Annotated in this window: 21 protein-coding genes; 12 read left to right on the top strand and 9 right to left on the bottom strand. The window is 69.5% G+C overall.

The features are described from left to right. Positions 1–35 precede the first annotated feature (35 nt). The 3 genes from BLR21_RS07030 (at position 36) to BLR21_RS07020 (ending at position 3,823) form a co-directional block, all read left to right on the top strand. Positions 36–626, top strand: coding sequence for a maleylpyruvate isomerase family mycothiol-dependent enzyme (locus tag BLR21_RS07030; RefSeq protein ID WP_090004857.1), 591 nt, complete (start codon positions 36–38; stop codon positions 624–626). Positions 627–728: 102 nt separating this feature from the next. Further along, positions 729–2,705 carry an MMPL family transporter gene (locus BLR21_RS07025; protein ID WP_090004856.1) on the top strand — a complete coding sequence of 659 codons (1,977 nt, stop codon included), beginning with the start codon at positions 729–731 and terminating at the stop codon, positions 2,703–2,705. Between the two features lie 14 nt (positions 2,706–2,719). Further along, positions 2,720–3,823 (top strand): winged helix DNA-binding domain-containing protein, encoded by a 1,104-nt coding sequence (locus tag BLR21_RS07020; protein WP_090005105.1) that lies wholly within the window; start codon positions 2,720–2,722, stop codon positions 3,821–3,823. Positions 3,824–3,838: 15 nt separating this feature from the next. On the opposite strand, the gene BLR21_RS07015 is transcribed toward BLR21_RS07020, so the two are convergent. Beyond that, positions 3,839–4,543, bottom strand: coding sequence for a hypothetical protein (locus tag BLR21_RS07015; protein WP_090004855.1), 705 nt, complete (start codon positions 4,541–4,543; stop codon positions 3,839–3,841). A 527-nt stretch (positions 4,544–5,070) separates the two neighbouring features. Here BLR21_RS07015 and BLR21_RS07000 point away from each other — a divergent pair. Next, positions 5,071–6,561 (top strand): amidohydrolase family protein, encoded by a 1,491-nt coding sequence (locus tag BLR21_RS07000; protein ID WP_090004854.1) that lies wholly within the window; start codon positions 5,071–5,073, stop codon positions 6,559–6,561. A gap of 110 nt (positions 6,562–6,671) precedes the next feature. Beyond that, a complete protein-coding gene (lysA, locus tag BLR21_RS06995; protein WP_090004853.1) occupies positions 6,672–7,982 on the top strand; it encodes a diaminopimelate decarboxylase in 1,311 nt (436 codons plus the stop codon). Here lysA and sph read toward each other — a convergent pair. Continuing rightward, positions 7,973–8,911, bottom strand: coding sequence for a sphingomyelin phosphodiesterase (sph, locus tag BLR21_RS06990; RefSeq protein WP_176929514.1), 939 nt, complete (start codon positions 8,909–8,911; stop codon positions 7,973–7,975). The two genes, lysA and sph, sit on opposite strands and share 10 nt — an antisense overlap. Before the next feature lie 110 nt (positions 8,912–9,021). Beyond that, a complete protein-coding gene (locus tag BLR21_RS06985) occupies positions 9,022–9,837 on the bottom strand; it encodes a bifunctional 4-hydroxy-2-oxoglutarate aldolase/2-dehydro-3-deoxy-phosphogluconate aldolase (RefSeq protein WP_256334517.1) in 816 nt (271 codons plus the stop codon). A gap of 83 nt (positions 9,838–9,920) precedes the next feature. Here BLR21_RS06985 and BLR21_RS06980 point away from each other — a divergent pair, with 83 nt between their 5' ends. From BLR21_RS06980 to BLR21_RS06970, 3 genes are all read left to right on the top strand, one after another. Further along, positions 9,921–10,490 (top strand): XRE family transcriptional regulator, encoded by a 570-nt coding sequence (locus tag BLR21_RS06980; RefSeq protein WP_090004852.1) that lies wholly within the window; start codon positions 9,921–9,923, stop codon positions 10,488–10,490. 90 nt (positions 10,491–10,580) lie between these two features. Then, a complete protein-coding gene (locus tag BLR21_RS06975) occupies positions 10,581–11,330 on the top strand; it encodes a class I SAM-dependent methyltransferase (RefSeq protein ID WP_090004851.1) in 750 nt (249 codons plus the stop codon). Next, positions 11,327–12,376 (top strand): DUF1684 domain-containing protein, encoded by a 1,050-nt coding sequence (locus tag BLR21_RS06970; protein ID WP_176929513.1) that lies wholly within the window; start codon positions 11,327–11,329, stop codon positions 12,374–12,376. The genes BLR21_RS06975 and BLR21_RS06970 overlap by 4 nt, the downstream gene beginning before the upstream one ends. Before the next feature lie 6 nt (positions 12,377–12,382). On the opposite strand, the gene BLR21_RS06965 is transcribed toward BLR21_RS06970, so the two are convergent. The 4 genes from BLR21_RS06965 to BLR21_RS06950 are packed head-to-tail and all read right to left on the bottom strand — an operon-like array spanning position 12,383 to position 15,827. Beyond that, positions 12,383–12,859 (bottom strand): hypothetical protein, encoded by a 477-nt coding sequence (locus tag BLR21_RS06965; RefSeq protein WP_143027636.1) that lies wholly within the window; start codon positions 12,857–12,859, stop codon positions 12,383–12,385. A 12-nt stretch (positions 12,860–12,871) separates the two neighbouring features. After that, entirely contained in the window at positions 12,872–14,062 is a 1,191-nt protein-coding gene (locus tag BLR21_RS06960; RefSeq protein WP_090004848.1) for an ABC transporter permease, read from the bottom strand. Then, positions 14,059–14,739, bottom strand: coding sequence for an ABC transporter ATP-binding protein (locus BLR21_RS06955; protein ID WP_090004847.1), 681 nt, complete (start codon positions 14,737–14,739; stop codon positions 14,059–14,061). The genes BLR21_RS06960 and BLR21_RS06955 overlap by 4 nt, the downstream gene beginning before the upstream one ends. After that, entirely contained in the window at positions 14,736–15,827 is a 1,092-nt protein-coding gene (locus tag BLR21_RS06950) for an efflux RND transporter periplasmic adaptor subunit (protein WP_090004846.1), read from the bottom strand. Before BLR21_RS06950 ends, BLR21_RS06955 begins: the two co-directional genes overlap by 4 nt. A 130-nt stretch (positions 15,828–15,957) precedes the next feature. Between BLR21_RS06950 and BLR21_RS06945 the strand changes: the two genes are divergently transcribed. From BLR21_RS06945 to BLR21_RS06935, 3 genes are read left to right on the top strand one after another with little or no spacing between them, the layout of a single operon-like run. Then, a complete protein-coding gene (locus BLR21_RS06945) occupies positions 15,958–16,806 on the top strand; it encodes a helix-turn-helix domain-containing protein (protein WP_090004845.1) in 849 nt (282 codons plus the stop codon). Further along, positions 16,781–16,954 carry a DUF397 domain-containing protein gene (locus tag BLR21_RS06940; RefSeq protein ID WP_090004844.1) on the top strand — a complete coding sequence of 58 codons (174 nt, stop codon included), beginning with the start codon at positions 16,781–16,783 and terminating at the stop codon, positions 16,952–16,954. The genes BLR21_RS06945 and BLR21_RS06940 overlap by 26 nt, the downstream gene beginning before the upstream one ends. A gap of 58 nt (positions 16,955–17,012) precedes the next feature. Next, complete coding sequence (locus BLR21_RS06935; RefSeq protein ID WP_090004843.1) at positions 17,013–18,587, top strand: hypothetical protein; 1,575 nt, start codon at positions 17,013–17,015, stop codon at positions 18,585–18,587. On the opposite strand, the gene trxA is transcribed toward BLR21_RS06935, so the two are convergent. Beyond that, positions 18,584–18,895, bottom strand: coding sequence for a thioredoxin (trxA, locus tag BLR21_RS06930; RefSeq protein ID WP_090004842.1), 312 nt, complete (start codon positions 18,893–18,895; stop codon positions 18,584–18,586). The two genes, BLR21_RS06935 and trxA, sit on opposite strands and share 4 nt — an antisense overlap. Further along, the gene (locus BLR21_RS06925) at positions 18,883–19,272 is read right to left on the bottom strand and encodes a MerR family transcriptional regulator (protein WP_090004841.1); all 390 of its coding nucleotides are present in this window, start codon (positions 19,270–19,272) and stop codon (positions 18,883–18,885) included. Before BLR21_RS06925 ends, trxA begins: the two co-directional genes overlap by 13 nt. A gap of 120 nt (positions 19,273–19,392) precedes the next feature. On the opposite strand from BLR21_RS06925, the gene BLR21_RS06920 reads away from it, so the two are divergent. Continuing rightward, a complete protein-coding gene (locus BLR21_RS06920; RefSeq protein WP_090004840.1) occupies positions 19,393–20,265 on the top strand; it encodes an aminoglycoside phosphotransferase family protein in 873 nt (290 codons plus the stop codon). The last annotated feature ends 204 nt before the right edge of the window (positions 20,266–20,469 follow it).

The raw sequence follows: 20,469 nt of genomic DNA, 5'->3' as shown, positions 1-20,469 counted from the left end.
GATGAGTTCTCGTCGCCCGGCTCGTACATCAGGGCATGACCGAAGACATCCGCGCCGCGGTGGCGGCGGAACGGCGTGACCAGGCGGAACTCCTGAGTGGACTCACCGGGGAGCAGTGGCTCGCACCGAGCCTGTGCGAGGGCTGGACCGTGCAGCACGTCGTCGCGCACACGACGTTGCCGTTCCGATCGTCGGTGACGAGAGTGGTTCTGGAGACCCTGAAATCGGGCGGCCGGTTCAACCACGCCTCCGACCGCATGGCCCGCAAGGACGCACAACTGCCGGCGAGCGACCTGCTGAACGCGCTGAAGAACAACATCGACCACCCGTGGACGCCGCCCGGTGGTGGCCCGGCCGGCGCGCTCTCGCACGACGTCATCCACGGCCTGGACATCACCGTGGCCCTGGGACTGGACCGCCGGGTCCCGCACGACCGGCTCCGCATCGTCCTCGACGGCCTGAAACCGGCCACCGTCAGGTACTTCGGCGCGGACCTCGACGGCACACGCCTGGAGGCCACCGACCTGGACTGGACGTTCGGCGAGGGTGAGCCGGTCAGGGGACTGGCCCAGGACCTGTTGCTGCTGGTCTGCGGACGGACGCTGCCGCCCGGCAGGCTCAGCTGACCTGGTCGCGCACGCGGGCCGTCGCCGTGTCGAGCACCCGGAGCTCGACCCGGCGACTTACTGTTTCGGCCATCAAACGTCCGGCGATCGAAGGAAATTCTGATGCGAGTCCTGGCCGGGGTCCTGCTCGTCGTCTGGCTGGCCCTGGGCGGCTTCACCGGGCCGTACGCGGGCAAGCTGTCGGAGGTCGCGGAGAACGACGGCAGCGCGTTCCTGCCCAACTCCGCCGAGTCCACCCAGGTCGCCGAGCTGCAGAAGAAGTTCCAGCGCGAGAACGCGATCCCGGCGATCGTCGTGATCGAACGGACCAGCGGCCTGACCGAGGAGGACAAGAAGTACCTTGCCGATCAGGCCAGGGGCTTCCAGGCGTCGCCGGTGATCCCCTCACCGAACGACGACCAGGCCGCGCAGGTCGTCGTCCTGCTCGACCCGGCCAAGGACGTCAAGGACTCGGTCTTCCAGCTCCGCGACGGCGCGCGTGCCGCTCCACCAGGGCTGACCGTGCTGGTCACGGGCCCGGCGGCGCAGGTGGCCGACCTCGTCGAGGCGTTCGGCGGGATCGACGGGCTGCTGCTGATCGTCGCGGGCGCGGTGGTCGCGTTGATCCTGCTGGTGGTCTACCGGAGTCCGCTGCTGCCGGTCGTCGTGCTGGTGTCGGCGGTGTTCGCGCTGGGGCTGGCCAGCTTCGTCGTGTACCTGCTCGCGAAGAACGACGTCCTGGCGTTGAACGGCCAAAGCCAGGGCATCCTCTCGATCCTGGTGTTCGGCGCCGCGACGGACTACGCGTTGCTGCTGGTGTCGAGGTTCCGCGAGGAACTGCGCGACACCGAGGACAGGTTCGCGTCCGTCCGAACGGCCTGGCGCGGCACGATCGAACCCATCGCGGCCTCGGCCGGCACGGTGATCCTCGGCGTGCTGTGCCTGCTGTTCAGCGACCTCGACTCGAACAAGGGCCTCGGCCCGGTCGCCGCCATCGGCATCGGCGCCGCGCTGCTGACCACGATGACGTTCCTGCCCGCGACCCTGGCACTGCTCGGCCGCGGCGCTTTCTGGCCGTTCGCCCCGAAGTTCGGCTCGAAGCACCCCGAGACGAGCGGGCTCTGGGGCCGCGTCGCGAACCTGGTGCGCCGCAGGCCGCGCGCGATCTGGATCGTCACGACGCTCGTGCTGCTCGCCGGCGCCGCGTTCCTGCCGCAGCTCAAGGCGTCCGGCACCGCACAGTCCGACGTGTTCCTCACCCCGGTCGAATCCGTTGCGGGACAGGAGCTGCTGTCGCGGCACTTCCCCGGCGGCACCGGCTCGCCGACTGTGATCATCGCAGCCGAGGACAGGGCCGCCGAGGTCGTGCGGAAGTCCAAGGTGGACGGTGTGGCGGAGGTGCGGCCGTCCGGAACGGCCGACGGGCTCGTGCGGATCGAGGCCACGCTGAAGGACGCGCCGGACTCCGATGCCGCGGTCGAGACCGTGCAACGGCTTCGTGCGGCCGTCGGCGGCATCGAGGGCACGAAGGTGGGCGGGCCGACGGCGACGTTGCTCGACACCAGGACGACCTCCGAGCACGACCGGATGCTGATCATCCCGATCGTGCTGATCGTGATCTTCCTGATCCTGGCGCTGCTGCTGCGGTCGTTGCTGGCGCCGTTGCTGCTGATCGCGACCGTCGTGCTGTCGTTCGCGGCCACGATGGGCGTGTCGGCGCTGGTGTTCAACCACGTCCTCGACTTCCCCGGAGCCGATCCCGTGGTGCCGTTGTTCGGGTTCGTGTTCCTGGTGGCGCTGGGCATCGACTACAACATCTTCCTGATGACCCGCGTCCGGGAGGAGACGCAGCAGCTCGGCACGGTCGAGGGAACGCTGCGCGGCCTCAGCCTGACCGGCGGCGTGATCACGTCGGCGGGTGTGGTGCTGGCGGCGACGTTCGCGGCACTGGCCGTGCTGCCGATCCTGTTCCTCACGCAGATCGCGTTCATCGTCGCGTTCGGTGTCCTGCTCGACACGCTGCTGGTGCGGTCGTTGCTCGTGCCGGCGCTCTCGGTGGACGTCGGCGGGCGAATCTGGTGGCCGTCGAAGCTGCGGTGAGCCAGGATCTCGGCATGACCTTCACGGCACGTCAGCTCAACCGCGCCACGCTCGACCGGCAGATGCTGCTGCGGCGCGAACCGGTCGGCCTGCCGACGGCCGTGCACAGGGTCGTGGCGATCCAGGCGCAGGAACCCGCGTCGCCGTACATCGCGCTGTGGAACCGGATCGAGGGCTTCGACCCCGCCGATCTGGACGAGGCGTTCACGAGCGGGGTGGTCCGCAAGGCATCGCTGATGCGGATCACCCTGCACGCCGTGACGGCCGCGGACCACGAGGTGTTCCACCACGCGATGCTGCCCGCGCTGAGGGCGTCACGGCTGTACGACAAGCGGTTCAAGTCGATGAACGTCACGATCGAGCAGACCGACGCGCTGCTGGAGCACCTGCTCGAGTTCGCCGCGGCTCCCCGCCAGAAGGCGGAGATCGAGGAACTGCTCCACTCGCACGTCGGCGACGTCGGTGAGCCCGGCGTCTGGTGGGCGCTGCGCACCTACGGCGGGCTCGTGCACGCGCCGACGGGCGGGCCGTGGTCGTTCGGGCTGCGGCCGGCCTATCGGGCCGTGACGACGGAGCCGCGCGAACATCCGGCCGCCGTCGCCGAGACGCTGCGCCGCTACCTCACCGGGTTCGGGCCCGCGACCGTCCTCGACATGAACCAGTTCAGCATGCTGCCGCGCACCACGATCCGCGAAGCGCTGGCGTCACTGGACCTCGTCCGGCACGGCGACCACTACGACGTTCCCGATCGGACGGTCCCGGACGAGGACGTCCCGGCGCCGCCGCGGCTGATGGCCATGTGGGACAGCACGTTGCTCGCCTACGCCGACCGGAGCCGGATCATCCCGGACGAGTACCGCAAGCTCGTCATCCGCAACAACGGCGACACCCTGCCGACCCTGCTCGTCGACGGCCACGTGGCCGGGGTGTGGCGCCCGACCGAGGACGGTGGCGTCGAGGCGACCGCGTTCCACGCTCTTGACGAGGAGCAGTGGACCGGGCTCGCCGATGAAGCGGCGGCCCTGCGCAAGCTCCTGGGCGACCGGGAACCGCAGGTGTACAAGCGTTATGCACGATGGTGGACCGGCCTTCCGGCCCACGACGTTCGTGTTCTGTGACCTAAGAGTGGGATGTCACGCGGTGAGCGCCCCCGGGACGACCTTGGTCGCATTCTCCTCCGACGCAACGGAAGCGAGCCGCTGGGCCATCGTGCCGCCCGCGGGGGTTCCGGCCGGCGACGGCACCTTGCCCAGCAGGTACCCGGCATGGCTCACCGCGAGCAGCACCAGGAACGCGTCGGAGAACGCGGGCAGCCCGGCGATACCGGCGGGGTTGTCCACGGCCCTGAACGCCGAGACGGCCTGCGCCACGTAGATCAGCACCAGCAGCACGGTGATCACGAAGTTCTGGAACTTCGCGAGGTCGATCGACCTGCCCGCCGACGCGCCCTCCTCGGCGGTGAGCATCTCCCAGAACCGCCCGCCCCCGGCGCCGAGCGGGTAGGCGGCCACCGAGCCGGGCCGGGCCGTGCTCTTCGTGACCTTGATGGCGCCCGCCACGACACCGGAACCGACGGAGATGCCGAGCAGCCACAGCACCTGGTCCGGGATCTGGAACCCGGCCACGTCGACCTGCCCGGCCGCGAACCGGCCGAACGCCATGCCGCTGACGAGCGAGAGCAGCACGACCGTCCACACCATCACCTGCACCCGCGAGAGGCTGTAGCGGCCACGGGCGTCCCTGAGCACGTTCTGCGTGCCGAGACGGCTGGGGACCACCACCGCGAGCAGCACGACGACGAGTGCGGACACGAGCCAAGCCCAGAACGTGGTCGCCATCGCGGCCTCCTCGCTACGCCGTTCGGACGCTGTGGCCCTTACGTCGTCGGGAGGTGACCTGGCGTTATCGCGTTCGGTAACGATTTGGGGGTCGGTGTGCGTTGTGGTCGACCACCAGACCGGCCCGCGCGGCCGGGTCGCACGCCGCCAGGTACAGCCGCTGACCTTCGACGTACCGGCGGTTGCGGGGGTCGTCCGGATCGGACGGACTGCCGTCCCGCGCGGCCATCCGCGCCGCGGACACCTCTTCCACACCGTGCGGCAGAACCAGATGGACGCGACCTCCTGGAACAACATGACGTCCCGCCAGGGCTACTTCGTTCTGCTGAACGTGGCGATGGGCGGCGCGTTCCCGAACGGCGTGGCAGGCCGCGGCACTCCTGTCCCGGAGACGACGCCCGGCCGTTCGATGGCCGTCGACTACGTGGCGGGGTGGACCCGACCGTGGTTCTTCCGGCTGGCCCCACTGCTCCGCCGCCCCGAAGTCGCTAGCTTGGAAGCAGGGGACTTCGGGGGAAGGTGGAGCGGTGGGGGAACTGGCGCGCCGGGACGTGTTGTCCTGGCTGGGGAAAGGCGCACTCGGAGCGGTCGCGCTGGGCGCCGTGGGGCAACCCGCGGCGGCGGCGAGCGGCGTGACCGTGTTGCGCGGAGCGACGCTCATCGACGGTACGGGCCGCTTGCCCGTGCGTGACTCGACCGTCGTGCTGGCCGGCGACCGGATCCTGGCCGCCGGCCGTCACCGTGACGTCCCGCGTGGCGTGCGGGTGATCGACGTGGCCGGGAAGTACGTGATCCCCGGCCTGTGGGACCTGCACACCCACGCGACGTTCTTCGAGAACACCGTCGCGCAACTGCACGTCGTCCAGGGCGTCACGGGTATCCGCGAGATGTGGGGTCAGCCCGAAACCCACGACACCCGCCGCCGCATCGAGTCCGGCGAGATCCTCGGCCCGCGCATGGTGATCGCCAGCGCGATCGTCGACGGGCCCGGCTCCATCTGGCCCGGTTCGGACGTCGTCCGCACCCCGGCAGAAGCCCGCGCCGCCGTGCGCAGGGCCAAGGACGGGGGAGCGGACTTCGTCAAGGTCTACTCGTTCCTCTCGCCGGAGTGCTACGCCGCCATCGCCGACGAGGCCCGCAGATTGCGGATCCCGTTCGCCGGGCACGTTCCGGCCCGCGTGCCGGTGCAGGACGCGCTGGCGCAGCACACCCACGAACACCTCTACAACCTGTTCACGTCCACATCGGACGAAGCCGACGCTCTCTATGCCCGGCTCCGCGCCATGCCCGACGACCCGGCCGACCCGAACTGGTGGGGCCGCCACGCGGGCCGGATCGAACGCGCGGCCGTCGCCACCCACTCACCGGCCCGCGCACGACGACTGTTCGCCGCGATGGCTGACCGAGGCACCTGGCAGTCGCCGACGCTCTTCGTCGAACGGAACATGTCCCGCTCGCTCGAGACCATCACGAACGACCCGGTGGCCCTCGAACGGATGCGCTACATCCCGGTCGGCCTGCGCGCGCAATGGCAGCAGATCATGTCCGGCCGGCCCGCCCGCAGCCCCGAGGAAGTGGCGGAGCTGCAAAAGTTCGGTGACGCCCGCATGCGCCTGCTCCGGCAGATGCACGAGGCGGGCGTGGGCGTCGTCGCGGGCACGGACGCGGGCTTCGCCTACGTCTTCCCGGGCTTCTCCCTGCACGACGAACTGGCGTTGCTGGTCCAGGCAGGCCTCAGCCCGGCCCAGGCCCTCCAGGCCGCCACCCGCGACGCCGCGCGCTGCGTCGGCCGGGAGCACGAGTCGGGCACGGTCACCCCGGGCAAGCAGGCGGACCTGGTCGTGCTGGACGCGGACCCGTCGCGGGACATCACGAACGTCAGCCGCGTCCACGCCGTCGTCAGCCGGGGCCGCTACCTGGGCCCGGCCGATCGCACGCGCATCCTCCGGGAGATCGAGGCCGCCGCACAGGAACCGGTCGAGGCACCGGCGACACCGATGGGGTGCTGCGCGCACTGATGTGGCCCCCGCCACCGCGATCGTCAGGATCGCGTCAAGGCGGGGCCCGTCCGTGTCAGGGTCTCGTCCGGGACCTGGGCACAGACCCGCGGCAGGCGTGTGCTGGTCGCATGACACTCGCGGAGTTGTTGCCCAGCACCGGATGCTCCACCGAACCGGTGCTGGAAGACGGTCTCTGGCCGGACGGCACCCGGCTCGACGGCCAGGACCTCGTCATCGGTGGACTCCCCGCCACGCAGCTGGCGGCCCGTTTCGGCACCCCGTGCCAGGTACTGGACGAAGAGACGGTCCGCGCCAGGGCGAGGGCCTTCCGCACCGCGCTTCCAGCCGCCGAGGTCGTGTTCGCGGGAAAGTCGTTGCCCTGCCCCGAGGTCTACCGCTGGATGGCACAGGAAGGCCTGTCCCTGGACGTGTCCTCGGCCGGAGAGCTCGCGCTGGCCAGGGCCGCCGGCTTCCCGGCGGCGCGCATCGTCATGCACGGCAACGTGAAGACCGCCGAAGACCTCAAGGCAGCCCTGGAGTACGGCGTCTCCAGGATCGTGGTCGACTCGTTCGACGAGATCACCCAGCTCGGTGCCCTGGCGACACACGGCCAGGAGGTCATGATCCGCGTGACACCCGGCGTCGACGCCCACACCCACGCCAAGATCGCGACCGGCGTGGAGGACCAGAAGTTCGGCTTCTCACTGGCTTCCGGCGCCGCCCTGGAGGCGATCCTGCGCGTGGTCGAGCAGCCGTCACTGAAACTCGTGGGCCTGCACTGCCACATCGGCTCGCAGGTGAAACACGTGGCGAGCTACGAAGAAGCCGTGCGACGGATGGTCGGCCTGATCGCGTCCTGCGGCACCAGGATCGGGCAGCTCGACCTCGGCGGCGGGTTCTGCGCGCCGTACCTGCGCGGCGACCCGGACTTCGACCTCGCGGGGTTCGCCCACCGGGTCCAGGGCACCCTCAACTACGAGTGCGCGCTGCGCCGCGTCCCACCCCCGCGCCTGCTCGTCGAACCGGGCCGCTCGATCGTCGCGAACGCCGGTGTGACCCTGTACCGGGTGTGCGCGGTCAAGGAATCGGCCCGTACGTTCGTGGCGGTCGACGGCGGCATGAGCGACAACCCGCGTCCCGCGTTGTACGGCGCGAAGTACGCCGTGCGACTTGTGGGCCGCGGCGGGAAACCCAAGCCCGTCACGGTTGTCGGCAGGCACTGCGAGGCGGGCGACGTGCTCGCCGAGGACGTGCTCCTGCCGCATGACGTGCACGCGGGAGACCTGCTAGCCGTTCCCGCGACGGGCGCCTACCACCACGCGCTGGCCTCGAACTACAACCAGGTCTGCCGTCCGCCGGTCGTCGCCGTCAGGGACGGGGTCGCCCGGCCGATCGTGCGCAGGGAGACCGAGGAGGACCTGTTGCGCCGCTACGTTTGAGCGGCGCCGGCGAAGACCGGGTAGTGGTCGGACAGGTCGTTGAACGTGTACTTGCGTCCCCACGACCAGATCGACCACTCAGGACTCTTCACGCGCCGCGTCTCGTTGCGCAGCAACGGTCCCTGGATGGTCAGCACGTAGTCGAGGTGCTCGGACGCGTACTCCGGCCCGTACTGCTCGCGGCACACGCTGTTGTCCGCGCAGTCCCACGAGAACGGGTGCCCACCCACCTCGGGCGTCTGCGCGCCCAGCTCCGACACCATCCGCGGGAACTCGTCACCGGCCTTGACCACGTTCAGGTCGCCCGCCACGTACACGGGCTCGCCCGCGGGGAGGTTCCGCGCCGTCAGGAACGCCCTGATCTCGGCCCGCTGCTTCGCCCGGTACCCGCCCGGCGCGCTGGTGCAGGCCGAGTCCTCGGCCTGCATGTGCGTCCCGATGACGTGCAGCGGCCCGGTCGGCGCCTCGATCCGCACGTACACGAAACCCTTGTTGGAGAACCAGTCCGCGCCGCAGCCGTCCGCGTAGACGTGCTGGACCCGCGTGGTGATCGGCCACCGGCTCAGCACCGCGACACCGCCGTCCTCCGGCGTCGAGTCGCTGTACCTGCCGCTCGTCACGTCCCACCCGGCCTTGCTGCGGCCCAGCACCGGCGTCTGGTGCGGGTAGGTGTCGCGCAGGTTCGTCAGCAGCCGGTCCGAGGCGGTGTTGTCGAAGGCCTCGTTGAGCACGACGACGTCCTGGCCGTTCAGCACACCGGTGCTGTCGATCAGGTCGGCGCGGGCGACCTGGCCCCAGTTCGGGTAGAGGTTCCGCGACAGCATGAAGACGTTGTAGGTGGCGATCTTCGGGGCAGCGGGGGCCGCGACCGCCGGGGTGGCGAGCGAGATCGTCAGCGCGGCGGCGACGGCGAGCGGGAACAGGCGCATGAAGCCCGATGGTGACGTACGTGAAAGTCTTTCACAACAGCCTGGGGTAACCCGAAGGTGTCGTATCGATTAAGAGCCGATGCAGGTCAGGGCGGCGGATCGTGTCGTGCTCACGCCCCTCTGAGCAGGGACTTGATCTCGTCGATCGGCGTGCGGGCGAGGGCCGACCCGACCCCGCACGCCACCGCGCCGGCCTCCAGCCACGCCGGAACGTCGGCGGGCGCGACGCCACCCGTCGGCACCAGCGGCGCGTACGGCAGGACGGCGAGCACGTCCCTGACCCACTGAGGCGTGGGCGCGGGGAACACCTTCACCGCGTCCGCCCCTGCCTCTAGAGCCTGCACGACCTCGGACACCGAGCCCGCCCCCGGCAGCACCGGGGCACCGTAGCGGTGCCCGGCCTGGATCACCGGCACGTTCAGGTTGGGCGCCACCAGGAACTGCGCCCCGGCGCGCACCGCGGCGACGGCGGAGGCCTCGTCCAGCACCGAGCCGGCGCCGATCACCGCCGCCGGGTGGTCCGCGCGGAGCTGCCGGATCGCTTCCAGCGCACCGGGGTTCGTCAGCGGCAACTCGAGGGACATGATCCCCGCGTCGAGCAACGGGGCGGCGGCCTGAACAGCCGAGGAGGCGTCGGCGGTGCGAATGATCGCGATGATGCCCTGCCGCACGACTGCCTGGGTGATCTCGTAGCGGTACCTCACGCCCGCCAGCGTACGGCGAACAGGACCGCCATGATGGCCACGCCGGTCCACATGGCGGTTCGCCAGCCGTCCACAAAGGACTCGATGGTGGCCATCACGCCGAGCCGGGCGATGCCCAGGGCCGTTGATGATCCACAGGAGGGTGCTCTGGGACGCGCCGAGCTCGGCGGCCAGGTGGGGCTGGGCGACGTCGAGCCCGGTCACCGGCGAGATCACGGCCATCAACGCACCGCGACCAGGGTTTTCGTTCGAGTAATGGCCGCGAAGCTGTGCGGAGTTTGCTGGAGATGCATACAGTCGTGCGCATGACGCAAGAAGATGGTGATCTGGACGGCCTCGTGCGCAAACGGATCCGCGCCCTGCGGGTCGCCCAGGGCTGGTCCCTGGACGAGCTCGCCACCCGTGCCAAGCTCAGCCCGTCGTCGCTCAGCCGCATCGAGAACGGTCAGCGCCGCCTGGCCCTGGACCAGCTGGTGACGCTGGCCAAGGCCCTCGACACCTCACTGGACCAGCTGGTCGAGACCGACACCGACGACGTGATCGTCAGCCCGATGCTCGACGGCGCGCACGGCACGATGCGCTGGCCGATCAAGGCCGAGCCGGGCATGACCGTCATGCGCCAGCGGATGACCACCCCGCCGCCCGACAACCCCGCCTCACTCCGCGCGCACTCCGGCCGCGAATGGCTGGTGGTCCTGAAGGGCACGGCGCTGTTGCTGCTCGGCAACCGGAGGTTCCGGGTGGAGACCAACCAGGCCGCCGAGTTCCCGACGATGCTGCCGCACGCGATCGGCACGGCGGGCGGTCCGTGCGAGATCCTCGGCATCTTCGACCGGGAGGCGCGCCGCGGCCACAACGCCGACAAGACGGCGTGATCTTGCGCGGGCGGCAGCGTGGAGACCGACCGCCTTGCGTAATACGCAAGCCACCGTGCATATTACGCACGATCGACCTATGTTGGACCCATGAGCGAACACGGACACGGACATGGCCACGGGCACGGCCACCGGCACGGGCATGACGACGCCGGCGACCTGGCGGAGGTCCTCGACCTCGACGCCGAACTCCTCGCCGGCCACACCGCCGGCATCATCGACTGGCTCCCCATCTCGAAACCCCGCCACATCGTCGACCTGGGAGCCGGCACCGGCGCGGGCACGTTCGCGCTGCTGAGCCGCTTCCCCGAAGCCCACGTCACCGCCGTCGACTCCTCGGTCGAGCACCTCCAGCGCCTGCGCGCCCAGGCCGGCGAACGGGGCCTGGCCGACCGGGTCCACACCGTCGTCGCCGACCTCGACTCGGACTGGCCGGACCTCGGCACGCCCGACCTGATCTGGGCCTCGGCCTCCCTGCACCACATGGCCGACCCCGGCCACACCCTCGCCCAGCTGCGCAGGACCCTCGCTCCCGGCGGCCTGCTCGCCGTGGTCGAACTGGCCGGCATGCCGCAGTTCCTGCCCGAACACGCGCCGGACGGCCACGACGAGCGCGTTCCGCACCGCGGCGCCGACTGGGGCCCGATGCTGACCGGAGCCGGGTTCACGATCGAGGGTGACCGCACGATCACCGTCCACATCGAACGGTCCGAGGCCGTGGAACGCTACGCCCGCATCGTCCTGAAGCGGCGGCTCGACCCGGAAGCCCTCGAAGAAGCGTTGCGCCGCGACGACCTGGCCCTGCGCACCGAACGCACGGTATGGGCCGCGAGGAAATGACCTACGAACAGTGGCGAGCCGCCAGGCTGAACGAGATCACCGACAAGGGCAAGGTGGTGGCGAAGGGCACCGTGTCCGGACCCGAACCCGTGCTCCTGCCGGGGGTTCCGGGGGAGTGGCGCGTCACCGAGGCAGGCGCCCTGACCTACGAGGCGAAGGAAGTCGGCGGCACCATTGAACTCCCTGGCGGCCGACACGCGTTCGCCGGAGGCGCCGACGGCTTCTACGGCGTGGTCGTCATGGACGAGAAGGCCCTGGAACAGTCAGGCCTGCAAGGGATCGACACCTACCCCTACGACCCGGCGTGGGTCTTCGAGGGCGAGTTCCGTGCCGCTCCGGCGGATCGCCACATCGAGGTGGAGCACCTGACGGCCCCGCGCACCACGGAGGCCGTGCGGGCACCCGTCGACCTGGCGGTCACGATCAACGGCGAGGAACACGTCCTCGCCGTCATCGAAACCATGCCAGGCCAACGGCTTGTCATCTTCACCGACGAGACCAACGGCTCCGGGACGCCGGACATCGGCCGCTGGCTCGTCCTGCCGCTCCTGGAGCCCGGCAGCAAGCTCACCGTCGACTTCAACCAGGCCAGCCTCTCGCACCACCACCTGGTCCCGGAAGTCTTCACCTGCCCGCTGTCCCCGCCCGGCAACCACCTCCCGGCCAGAGTAGAAGCAGGAGAACGGGCCCTCATGTACGACCTCAAGACCAAGGCCACCACCTACCTCCGCCACCTGGAGAACCGCGCGTGGTCCGAGGCGAAGGCGATGTGCGCCACCGATGCCACCGTCTGGCACAACGACGGCAAGGGCGATTCCTCGATCGGCGAGAACATCGCCGGCATGGAAGCGCTGGTCGAGCCCATCGAGTCGATGCGCTACGACATCACCCGCCAGTTCGAGCAGCCGGGCGAGGTCCTGCAGCAGCACGTCGTGAACGTCGCCACCAAGGACGGCGGGCTGTTCAGGATCGACGCCGCCGTGTACTTCCGTTTCGAGGACGGCCTGATCACCCGGATCGAGGAGTACGCGAGCCTGGCCGGCTGACGAGCGTCACCCGGTGGCCGGCCGCTGGGTGATGGTCTGCCCGGTCACCGTGCCGTCGGAACCGGCCTGACCCTGCACGACGACCTGCTGGCCCGCCTGGAGATCCGTGAGCTTGCCCTCCGAGCTGATCTCCACCTTCGTCGTGTCCGAAGTGGACACCTTCACGACCTGGCCGTTCTGCGTCTTCACGTAGACGGTCGTGCCTTCGACACGGTCGATCGTGCCGACGGTGCCGCGCCCTGCGGGGTTCGGCCGGTTCTGGCCCGAGGGCGGTGTGCCGCCGAACTGCCGGCCGGCGGCGTTCTGACGCGCCGGAGTCTCGGCGGCACCGAAGGACTTCTGCACGAACACCCCGCCGACGAACGCCACGATCGCGAGCACCGCGACCCCGAGGACCACGGTGGTCCTGCCGACGCCCGCCTTGCGCTCCTTCAACTCAGCCGTGATGTCGTTCTCCACAGGCTGATCCAGTGGGTTGGTCACGTCAAGGACTCCTTATTCGTGCCTGAGGGCTTCGATGGGACGGAGCTTCGCGGCGCGGGAAGCCGGGTAGCTGCCGAAGAACAGGCCGATCAACGCCGACACCGCGAACGCCAGCAGCACCGACGACGGCACGAGCACGGGCTGGATGCCCGCGATGGTGAACCGGCTGCCGATCACGCCCGCCGCCACCCCCAGAGCGCCGCCGAACAGGCTCAGCAACGTCGCCTCGATCAGGAACTGCCCGAGGATCGAAGATCGAGGCGCCCCAACGGCCTTGCGGATGCCGATCTCCCGGATCCGCTCGGTGACGGTCACCAGCATGATGTTCGTGATGCCGATCCCGCCCACCAGCAAGGAGATCGCGGCCACCGACGCCAGCAGCACGGTGAACGTCTCCGTCGTCGCGGTGCGCGCGGTCAGCAGCTGGTCCTGGCTCAGGATCCGGTAGTCGGCCGTGCCGGTGATCTTGTGCCGCCCGTTGAGGATGGTCGTCACCTGGGCCTGCGCGTTCGGCAACGCGTCCGCGGACCGCGCCTGCACCACGATCTGGGTGAGGCTGCCGTACCCGGTCAACGCGTTCTGCGTGGTCGTCAGCGGCGCCACGGCCAGGTCGTCCGCGTCCTGCAACCCGCTGGAACCCTTGGCCGCCAGCACCCCGACCACCGTGAACGGGATGTTGTTGACCAGCATGGACTTCCCGATCGGATCAAGACCGGGGAAGAGCTGTGTGGCCACGGTCGCCCCGATCACGACGACCTTGCGCGCCTGCTGGACGTCGTTGTCGGAGAACAGGTTTCCCTGCGCGACCGCGCTGTTCGTGGTGTCGAAGTAGCGCGGGTCCGAGCCGATGAACTGCCCGATGTCGTGCGTGGTGTCCCCGTACCCGGCCGTCGCCTGCGCCGACACGACGGGCGACGCGTACCTGACGTCGGGGGAGTCCTGACCCACCAGTGCCGCCGCGTCCGCCGTGGTCAGCGGCTTGGTGGTGCTGCCGGGCTGGGCGCGCTGCGGGCTGATCGTCAGGATGTTCGTGCCGAGCCCCGCGATGCTCTGCTGCACCGCGCTCGACGCGCCGTTGCCGACCGCGATCAGCAGGATCACGGACGCGACACCGATCAGGATGCCCAGGGTCGTGAGGCCGGACCGCATCTTGTTCGCGGTCAGCCCCCGTACGGCGAAGGCGGCGATCTCGAAGATCCTCACACCAGCACCCCCGCGACTCTGCCGTCGACGACCCGTACGGTCCGCATGGCGTGCGCGGCGACCTCGTCCTCGTGCGTGATCAGCACGACCGTGCGCCCGCCGGCGTTGAGCCGGTCGAGGATGCCCAGCACCTCACGGCTGGAGTCCGTGTCGAGGTTCCCGGTCGGCTCGTCGGCGAGCACGATCGCGGGCGAGGTGACCAGAGCCCGTGCGATGGCAACGCGTTGCTGCTGACCACCGGACAACTCGTTGGGCCGGTGGTGAGTCCGGTCCTGGAGGCCGACGAGTTCGAGCGCCGCCAGCGCCCGTTCCCGGCGCTGGGCACGTCGGACTCCCGCGTACACCAGCGGGAGCTCGACGTTCGCGAGTGCCGTGGTGCGCGGCACCAGGTTGAAGGACTGGAAGACGAAACCGATCTTCCTGTTGCGCAGCAACGAGAGCTGCTCCTCGTCGAACTCGCCGGTGTCGATCCCGTCGAGCAGGTACCGGCCGCCCGACGGCACGTCGAGGCACCCGAGGATGTTGAGCAGCGTCGACTTGCCCGACCCCGACGCGCCCATGATCGCGATGTACTCGCCCTTCTGGACGGTCAGGTCGAGCCCCCGCAACGCATGCACGGCCGTGTCGCCGCTGCCGTAGGTCTTGCGGAGGTCGCGAACCTCGATGACCGGGCTCATCGACCGGTCCCGGTGAAGCCGCCACCGTTGCGCTGGCCGCCGGTACCGGGGAACTGGCCACCCTGCTGCTGGCCGGTCGGCGTGGTCACCTGCGGCAGCACGACCTCCTCACCCGCGGCCAGCCCGGACCTGACCTCCACGTACTGGTCGCCGCGCACCCCGACCTCGACGGTCCTGCGCACTTCCGCCCCGTTCTCCAGCACCGCGACGGAACTCGCGCCGCCGACCGTCTGCACGGCCGCAGCGGGCACGGCGAGCACGTTGGTGGCCCCCGCGACGGTGATCTCGACACTCGCCGACTGGCCCGGCCTCAGCCCTGCCGGCGGCTCGGTCAGCGTGAGCGTCACGCCGTACTGCACGACGTTGTTCGCGGTCGTGGGTGTGAGGTCGACCTGCGTGACCTTCGCCTGGATCGGCTGCGTCTGCATCGCGTTGACCGTGACGGTCGCGGCCTGGTCGCCCTTGAGCTTGCTGACGTCGGACTCGGAGACGTTCGCGTGCAACACCAGGTTCTTCAGGTCGGTGACGACGACGAACCCGGACGTCGTGGTCGTGCTGGTCGTGCTGGAGGTGTTGGCGCTGCTGACCTTCTGACCGACAGCGCCGGTGACCGACGTGATCGTGCCGTCGCCGGGCGCGGTCAGCGTGGTGGACGCGAGCGTGTCCTTCGCCTGCTGGAGCGCCAGTTGCGCCTGCCGGTACGCCGTCAGCAACGCGGTCGTGCCGGTTCCCTTGTCCAGTGCGGCGTTCAGGTTTCCCTGCGCGATGTCGACCTGCAGTTGCGCCTGCGTCGGGTCGAGCTTCGCGAGCTGCTGGCCCTGGGTGACGACGTCGCCGACCTTGACGTTGACCTCGGTGACCGTGCCGCTCGCGCCGAACGACGCGGCGGCGCTGAACGAGCTCTGCACCGTCCCGGACGCCGTCACCACCTCGCTGACGTCGCGGTTCGCGGCGGCGGCCGTGCGGGCGGCGGTGGGCTGGGCACTGCCGGGGGAACCGAAGAACATCAGGTAGCCGGCCACGCCGGCGCCGAGGAGCACCACCACCAGCAGTCCGTTGATCACCAGGGATCTGCGACGTCGAGTCATGGCCGGTGACGGTCGTCCGCCAACCTGTGCCAGAGCTACGAGTTTCCTGGGAACGAGCTGAAGATCAACCACTCCGTTTTCACCCGAATGAGCCCCTTGTTGCTCTTCGAGCAAGCCCTACGGTCGGTCTATGGCCACCAGTACTCCATCCACCGCATACAGCCGGGATCTCGGCGACGAGCTGCGCAAAGTTCGCGAGACGTCGTCCGCACTCACGGGCGCCGCACTGGCCGTCCGCCTGGGCTGGGATCCCAGCAAGGTCTCCACGCTGGAGAACGGCAAGTACCGCCCCAGTGAGATCGACCTGGTGCAGTACCTCTCGATGCTAGGCAAGGACATCGACTTCTTCGAGGACTTCAAACGTCGCTTCCGGTACGCGTTCGAGGAGTACATCGTCCAGGTCTCGGACAACCTCCGCACACTGGCGATGGCCGAGTCGACCGCCATCATGATCACCAGCTACGACCCGCAGGCTGTGCCGGGTCTGTCGCAGACACCGGAGTACGCCGACAGCCTGTACCGGATGGGCGGGTACATCGTGGAGGAGCGGATCCCCACGGTGGTCAAGTTCCGGATGGACCGGCAGGTGATCCTGAACCGGCACGATCGGCCGACCTGCTTGTTCTACATCCACGAGCATGCGCTGCAGACACAGGTCGGCGACGCACAGACCATGGAAGACCAGTACGCCAAGCTGCTTTTCGGCGCGCCCACGATCCGAATCGTCCCTGCGACGGCGAAGCTCGTGGCTACCAGCTGCGTGCTGTGGGAGTACGAAAAGGCGATGCCCGTGGCGTTCACCTCGACCGACCTGGCGAAGGTGTTCGTACAGGATCCGGGCGCCATCGCGAGGACCCGGCTGCTGTTCGACCGCTTGGCCGAGGTCGCACTGGATGAGGAACAATCGCGGAAGGTGCTGGCGGACTACGTCGGCCGACCGCGAGAGGAACTCAATGAGCGAGGCCCGCGCTTGGCGTAAGAGCAGCTACAGCGGCGCGACCGAGGACGACAACTGCGTCGAGGTGTCGTTGTCCTCCGACGCGCTCGTCCGTGACTCGAAGAACCCGTCCGGAGGCGTCCTGACCTTCACTTCTGCCGCCTGGAAAAATTTCCTCGAGAACCGTTGAACCGTCTCCCGTCCCACTACGTGTTCCCGCCGTCGAACGGGATCGAGGGGGATGGGTCATGGCGGACGAGAAGACGGTGCTGATCGGCAGATGCGGTCCGACGGTCATGCTGCCGAAGCAGGGCAGCCGGATCGTGCCGCTGCGCAGGTCCACCCCGCTGCGGGTGGACGTGGCGGGTGGCGGCCCGGTCGGGCTCGCCTTCGCGTGCTCGATCAAGTCGTTGTTGGGCGACCAGGTCTCGGTCCGCGTGCACGACCGTCGGTGGATGCGCCAGGGCGACCGGGTCGTGTGGAAGGGCGTTGCCGAGGGCAACAACCGCCGCGAGCAGGTCGTGACGCTGCAGAGCAACGTCTGGGCGGCGCTGCCGGCCGCTGTGCAGGAGCGGCTCTTCGCGCCCGGCAAGTTCTCCGAGATGTGGCCGCTCGGCCCGGACTCCCCGGCGTCCAAGGGGCGTCCGCGCAACCTCAAGATCCGCTGGATCGAGGACTGCCTGCTCGACATGGCCCAGGACGTCTACGGCATCGAGGTCGTTCCCGGCGCCTACACCCCACCGACGAGCTTCGACGGCCTGCACGTCCTCGCTATCGCCGACGGCGCCCGTTCCGCGACCCGTGAGGCGTTCAAGGACCAGTTCGGCACGCCGAGCCGGGAACTGTTCTCCGTGGACGGTTCGCCGCTGGACGAGCGGGTGCTGGGCATCCGCGTCACCGCCAAGTCGCCCGACGAGCACACCGTGCCGTTGACCGTGGCGCAGAACAGGTTCCTGTTCAACTCGCTCGGTGGCGGTTTCATCAACATGCGCCTGACCGCCGAGGAAGCGTCCGAGATCGTCGCTCTGGGGGAGAGCGGGCCGATCTCGTGCATCGGCAAGTTCGGCTGCACCATGCGTCCTGCCTCGAACGGCCGCTTCGTCTGCGACCGCCACCGCGCCGTCTTCAAGCCGTCGGTCGACAAGCTCTCCTATCTGTGGCCCCGGATCCTCGACGGCCTGCGCTTCTTCGGCGTCGGCGTGGCGGACGTCGTCGGCATCAACTCGTTCACGCTCGGCATGCAGCAGATGTCGAAGTTCACCGCGCAGCTCGCGCCGTCGACGTTCGGCTTCCTGCTCGGCGACGCCGCGAACTCGCTGCACTTCTGGCCCGGCCGAGGCCTCAACACGGGCCTCAAGAGCGCCCTCTCGCTCGCCGTGAACCTGCAGAAGCGCTGGCGCGGCAAGGCTTTCCGTGCCGCCGACTTCGCCCAGCACGAGGGCGTCATGCAGCAGCTCCAGTACCGCGAGAAGTCACGCGCCTGGACGACCATGCTCATGCCCGACTCCGAAGGCATCCCGCGCGGCATCGAGGACCGCATCCGCGACGGCCTGCAGGGCCCGTACGACCGCGCCGCACTCGTGCAGACGCTCTTCGAACGTGTCATCGGCATCAAGAAGCGCATGGGAGACCGCATGGGCCCGCTGGCCACCGACGAGTGGTACTACGGCCGCGTCAACGCCCTGGACACCCGCACGCTCAAGGTCATGGTGGAGTCCGGCGCGTGGATCACCCGCGAGATCGGCGGCGAGGAGGTCGAGATCCCGTCGGCCGAGACCACGGCCGCCGAGCCCGTCCGGCGCGGCCTGTCCCTGGTCAGCTAGGCGCTCAGCGCGTCGTCCAGCTCAGCCAGCAGACGGCCCTTCGGACGCGCTCCCACGATCTGCCGGATCGGCACGCCGTCGCGGAACAGCAGCATCGTCGGCAGCGACATGACCTGGTGGTCGCGGGCGGTGGCGGTGTTCTCGTCGGCGTTGATCTTGACGACGGTCAGGTCGTCGCGCTCGCGGTCGATCTCCTCGAGCACGGGGGTGAGCATGTGGCACGGCCCGCACCACTGCGCCCAGAACTCCACGAGGACGGTGCCCGTCCGGGTCTGGTCCGAGAACGTGGCGTCGGTCAGTTGCTGCACTGGAACTCCTTGGGTTCGGGCACGAGGCACGGGTCCTGGAAGGCGAGTCTGGCCAGCAGGAACTCCCGGACGGTGGCGAGCCGGTCCAGGCAGGCGTCCACCTCGGCGAGCCTGCGCCGGTAGACCTCCCGCGAGTCCGGGCACGAATCGCCCGACTCGTGCCCGGCGCGCAGGCACGCGACGAACGGCCGCGCGTCCTCCAGGGACAGCCCGACCGCCTGCAGTGACTGGATCTCGCGAACCAGCCGCAGGTGGTGCTCGTCGTACTCGCGGTAGCCGTTGGGCGTGCGCTGCGCTTCGAGGAGCCCCTCGGACTCGTAGAAGCGCAGCGCACGGGTCGTGGTGCCGGCTCGCTTGGCCAGTTCGCCGATCCTCATGGACGCAACGCTAAACCTTGACGCTCACGTCAACGCAAGCCCGCGAGCATCTCGGGTAAACGAGTTGCTCCGGCCGGAGGTGCGGTGTTGCATGGGAGGCTCATCCGGGGGAGTTGATCGATGCTCGACGGCGAGACCGCCACCGACGTGTCCCTTGTGGACGAACTGATCCACACGCAGTTCCCGCGCTGGCACGGTCTGCCGATCACCGAGGTAGTGCACGGCGGCACGAGCCACGCCCTCTACCGGCTGGGCGACGACCTGGCGGTGCGGCTGCCCCGCCGCGAATGGGCGAGGGACGACGCGGCGAAGGAAGCCGTCACCGTTCCGCTGGTCGCGCCGCACCTGCCGGTCGCCGTGCCGGAACCGCTGGCACTGGGCGAACCCGCGCGGGACTACCCGTACCAGTGGTCCGTGGTGCGCTGGGTCGTGGGCGAGACCGCCCCGATCGAGGAGACCGCCGAGGACACCCCGCTCCGGCTCGCCGCCCTGATCCGCGCCCTGCACCAGGCCGACGCGACCGACCGGCCGTGGACCGCCAATCGCGGCCGCCTCGACGGCAGCGACCACGACGACATCATCCGCGACCACATCGCGCAGGTCGGCGGCGACCCCAGGCTCGTCACGATCTGGGAGGACGCCCTGAACGCCCCGCGCTGGGACCAGCCGGGCCGGTGGCTGCACGCCGACCTGCACGTCGGCAACCTCATCTTCACTTCAGGCGAGCTGACCGGCGTGATCGACTGGGGCAGCGCGGGCGTCGGCGACCCGGCCGCGGACCTCATGACGGCCTGGCTCTACCTCGACGAACGCGGCCGCAAGGCGTTCCGGCGGGAGATGGGCGAGTACGACGACGCCGCCTGGGCGCGTGCGAAGGGCTGGGCGTTGCACCTCGCCGTGCTCGCGCTGCCTTACTACCGCGACACCAACAGGTTTCTCGCGGGTATTGCCAGTCGGACGCTCGACCAGCTCTGCCCCGGCTGGGACGACTGACCCAGATCCCTTGTGGATGGACTGGTTCGCCGCCAGTTCTCGGCGGAGGCAGCCGCGGTGATCAAGCCCGTGCTGCTGATGCCATAGCACGTCGCGCTATCCGCGAACCGGAGTAAGAGGCCCCGCCATCCGGGGCCATTCGTCAGGTTACGTATGTGAGAAAGTTTCACTACCCCCCTCGACGGCGCCGCGGGTTTGTGCGTA

Origin of the sequence: Lentzea albidocapillata subsp. violacea, assembly GCF_900100275.1 — a bacterium.
Taxonomy (GTDB): domain Bacteria; phylum Actinomycetota; class Actinomycetes; order Mycobacteriales; family Pseudonocardiaceae; genus Lentzea; species Lentzea violacea.
This window is presented reverse-complemented; position numbering and strand designations above follow the sequence as displayed.

What these genes read in the sequence shown, in the direction of transcription:
- BLR21_RS07030 (WP_090004857.1), top strand. Translation starts at nt 36, where the DNA reads ATGACCGAAGACATCCGCGCCGCGGTGGCGGCGGAACGGCGTGACCAG.
- BLR21_RS07025 (WP_090004856.1), top strand. Translation starts at nt 729, where the DNA reads ATGCGAGTCCTGGCCGGGGTCCTGCTCGTCGTCTGGCTGGCCCTGGGC.
- BLR21_RS07020 (WP_090005105.1), top strand. Translation starts at nt 2,720, where the DNA reads ATGACCTTCACGGCACGTCAGCTCAACCGCGCCACGCTCGACCGGCAG.
- BLR21_RS07015 (WP_090004855.1), bottom strand. Translation starts at nt 4,543, where the DNA reads ATGGCGACCACGTTCTGGGCTTGGCTCGTGTCCGCACTCGTCGTCGTG.
- lysA (WP_090004853.1), top strand. Translation starts at nt 6,672, where the DNA reads ATGACACTCGCGGAGTTGTTGCCCAGCACCGGATGCTCCACCGAACCG.
- sph (WP_176929514.1), bottom strand. Translation starts at nt 8,911, where the DNA reads ATGCGCCTGTTCCCGCTCGCCGTCGCCGCCGCGCTGACGATCTCGCTC.
- BLR21_RS06985 (WP_256334517.1), bottom strand. Translation starts at nt 9,837, where the DNA reads ATGGCCGTGATCTCGCCGGTGACCGGGCTCGACGTCGCCCAGCCCCAC.
- BLR21_RS06980 (WP_090004852.1), top strand. Translation starts at nt 9,921, where the DNA reads ATGACGCAAGAAGATGGTGATCTGGACGGCCTCGTGCGCAAACGGATC.
- BLR21_RS06975 (WP_090004851.1), top strand. Translation starts at nt 10,581, where the DNA reads ATGAGCGAACACGGACACGGACATGGCCACGGGCACGGCCACCGGCAC.
- BLR21_RS06970 (WP_176929513.1), top strand. Translation starts at nt 11,327, where the DNA reads ATGACCTACGAACAGTGGCGAGCCGCCAGGCTGAACGAGATCACCGAC.
- BLR21_RS06955 (WP_090004847.1), bottom strand. Translation starts at nt 14,739, where the DNA reads ATGAGCCCGGTCATCGAGGTTCGCGACCTCCGCAAGACCTACGGCAGC.
- BLR21_RS06950 (WP_090004846.1), bottom strand. Translation starts at nt 15,827, where the DNA reads ATGACTCGACGTCGCAGATCCCTGGTGATCAACGGACTGCTGGTGGTG.
- BLR21_RS06945 (WP_090004845.1), top strand. Translation starts at nt 15,958, where the DNA reads ATGGCCACCAGTACTCCATCCACCGCATACAGCCGGGATCTCGGCGAC.
- BLR21_RS06940 (WP_090004844.1), top strand. Translation starts at nt 16,781, where the DNA reads ATGAGCGAGGCCCGCGCTTGGCGTAAGAGCAGCTACAGCGGCGCGACC.
- BLR21_RS06935 (WP_090004843.1), top strand. Translation starts at nt 17,013, where the DNA reads ATGGCGGACGAGAAGACGGTGCTGATCGGCAGATGCGGTCCGACGGTC.
- BLR21_RS06925 (WP_090004841.1), bottom strand. Translation starts at nt 19,272, where the DNA reads ATGAGGATCGGCGAACTGGCCAAGCGAGCCGGCACCACGACCCGTGCG.
- BLR21_RS06920 (WP_090004840.1), top strand. Translation starts at nt 19,393, where the DNA reads ATGCTCGACGGCGAGACCGCCACCGACGTGTCCCTTGTGGACGAACTG.